The 2,657-nt window shown below is 68.3% G+C and carries 2 protein-coding genes; both read right to left on the reverse strand.

The window, feature by feature from the left end:
* Nucleotides 1-962, reverse strand: a 962-nt coding sequence (locus tag ACIRS4_RS36135) for a condensation domain-containing protein (protein WP_404204180.1), incomplete at its 3' end; no start/stop codon positions are given.
* A gap of 513 nt (nt 963-1,475) precedes the next feature.
* Nucleotides 1,476-2,657, reverse strand: a 1,182-nt coding sequence (locus ACIRS4_RS36140; RefSeq protein ID WP_404204182.1) for a GAF domain-containing protein, incomplete at its 5' end; no start/stop codon positions are given.

The following is a 2,657-nucleotide window of genomic DNA, read 5'->3' on the forward strand; positions in this document are numbered from 1 at the left end:
CGCTGGTGGCGCAGCGCGCCCGAGACCTCCAGCCGCGCCGCGGTCAGCAGCTCCGCCCAGGTGGTGTCCGGACCGGCCGCCATGCGCATCGGCACGATATTGGACAGCATGCCCGTGGAGCGGCGCATGACCGCGGTGGTGCGGGCGGTGACCGGCAGGCTCAGCACCGCCTCGTCCTGACCGGTGAGCCGGGCCACGTACGCGCCGAAGGCGGCGATCACCACGCCGGCCAGGCCCGAATCATGCTGCGCGCCACACGCTTCGGCGCGGCGCAGCAGCTCGTCGGGCAGCACCATGCCGACCCGGACGTTGTCCGAGCGGGCGGGCGCGGTGCGCCCCTTGATCGAGATGGTGCCGTCCAGGCCCGCGGTGCGCTCCAGCCAGTGCTCGCGGTCGGTGCGGAACCGGTTGCTCTCGCGGTAGGCCAGCTCGGACTCGACCAGTTCGCGCAGCGTGCCGACCTTCACCGTCTCCGGTTCCAGACCGCGCGCCAGCGCGGTGTAGCGGCGGGCGGTCCACTGCATGGTGTTCAGGGCCGCGTAGCCGTCACCCACGATGTGGTGGCCGACGAAGAACCAGAACCAGCGCTGGTCAGCGACCCGGATCAGGGTCGGGGAGAAGAGCTCGCCGGTGAGCACGTCGATCGGCTCGACCACCCGCGCGCGCATCCATTCCTGGGCCGCGGCAATGGGATCGGCCTCGCCGCGCAGATCCATGGTCTTGGTGTTGTGGCCCGCGGTCGGGTCGATGTACTGGTGGGGCTGCCCGTCGATGACGGTGAAACGCACCTGCGACGAGCGCCAGATCGGGACGCCGTCCTCGACCACGCGCATCAGCAGGTCGACGTCGAGGTCGCCTTCGAGATCGATGTACTGGACCAGGTTGAGAGGCACCTCGGGAGCCAGCAACTGGGCGTACCAGAGCCCGATCTGTGCGGGCCCGAGCGGGAACGGCGTAGACAATTCAGTCGACGTCGGAACTTCACTCGGTCCGAGACCACTCGAGTCCGTACCCTGCACCAGAGCCTCCCATGTCATGGCGAATTGCTATGTCGGCCAACGTTTCAAGGCATCACGAAATAGACCTGAGTGCGCTCGGCTGACGAGAGCGCACCAGGCCGCGAGTTATCGCATCGCCCTGGGTTTTTCGACGAATGCGCGGCGAATCCGCGCGTGATCCAACTAGTGCTCGAAGCGGCCGGGCTTACTGGCTCGCCGGCCGGGATGCGGTTGCCTCCGGGTCATCGCATCCGGACTGTCCTACTGCCGATCTCCTCCAACTGTCACCTGCATCACAGGGATGCCGTTCATGACTGTGGACACTAGGCGTTTACACAATAAAAAGGAACTTTTTCCTGAAAAAAAGTTGGACGAGCGTCTAGTTGGGAGCCGATCCGGCCCGAAGATCGCGATGAATGTGGGTCAGACCACATAACAAGGCAGCCGTGTGACCGACCACACTTTCGGATGTGGAGATTAGGAGTCGAAACGTTGCAACTGCGTTGCATCGGCGCCGAGCCGCCGGTCCAGCACCCGGATCTTGGCCTCGATCTGCGCATACAGCGGAGATTCGCGGTCCACGGTGGCCCGATAGGCCGCCCACGCCGCCGCGTCGTCGCGCCCCTCGGCGCCCGCCGTCCACCGACTCAGGACCGAAGCGTCGCCGGAACGTAATACAGCCGTTCTCAAGCGGACACGCAATTCATCGCGAATGTCTATAACTCCTGGAGCCGTCGAGCGCGGCAACACCGGGCCCGCGTACAGCCGCACGGCGGCGTCCACATCCCCGGAATCCAGGGCGGCGCGCAGCGCCTCCACATCCGTCGCGATCGGCACGCGCAACCGGTACGGGCGCGAGCCGAAGACGTTCGAACCGACCACCGAGCGCAGCCGCGACATGGCGGCGCGAATCGTGGCGTTGTCCAGATCGGCGTCATCGAGCAGCAGGGCCAGATGATCGGCCGACAGCCCCTCGGAATGCTCGGCGAGCAGCAACAGGATCTCGGCGTGCCGCTGCGACAACGGGACCCGCTCCCCCGCCACCGTCAGCTGCGGCTGCCCGAGTCCGAGCACCTCCAGGCCCAGGCGCTCGGGCGCGGGCGCGTCGGCGGACGAACGCCGATCCTGACCCGAACGCACCGCGGCCAGCAGCAGATCCATCTCGGCGGCCGTGGCCGCCGCCTTCACCAGCGCCAGGATCTCCGGGCGCGCCACCCGCACGCCGCCGGCGATCATCAGCACGCCCACCAGGCGGCCGTCCGGATCGTGCACCGGCGCAGCCGCTCCCGTGATCTGGTGCATGCGGTGCAGGAAATGCTCGGGCCCGTGGATCCAGGCCGCGCGGCCGGTGCGCACCACCAAGCCCACGGCATTGGTGCCGACCCGGCGCTCGCTCAGGTCGTTGCCCTCGCGCAATCCCGCCTCTGCGGCCGGCTGCACCCGGTCGGCATTGCCGTGCACCGAGAGCACGCGGCCGAACTGGTCGGCCACCACCACGATCAAACCGGTACTGGTCGCGTCCCGCAGCAACAGCTTGTCCACCAGCGGCATCACCGCGGCGATCGGATGCGCGTCGCGATAGCGCTCGAGGTCCGCGCCGCGCAGGCCGCGACCGTCCCCATCGTCCATCGGGTCCACGCCGCCGCGCACGCTGCGCAG

Source organism: Streptomyces sp. NPDC101166, assembly GCF_044768125.1.
Taxonomy (GTDB): domain Bacteria; phylum Actinomycetota; class Actinomycetes; order Streptomycetales; family Streptomycetaceae; genus Streptomyces.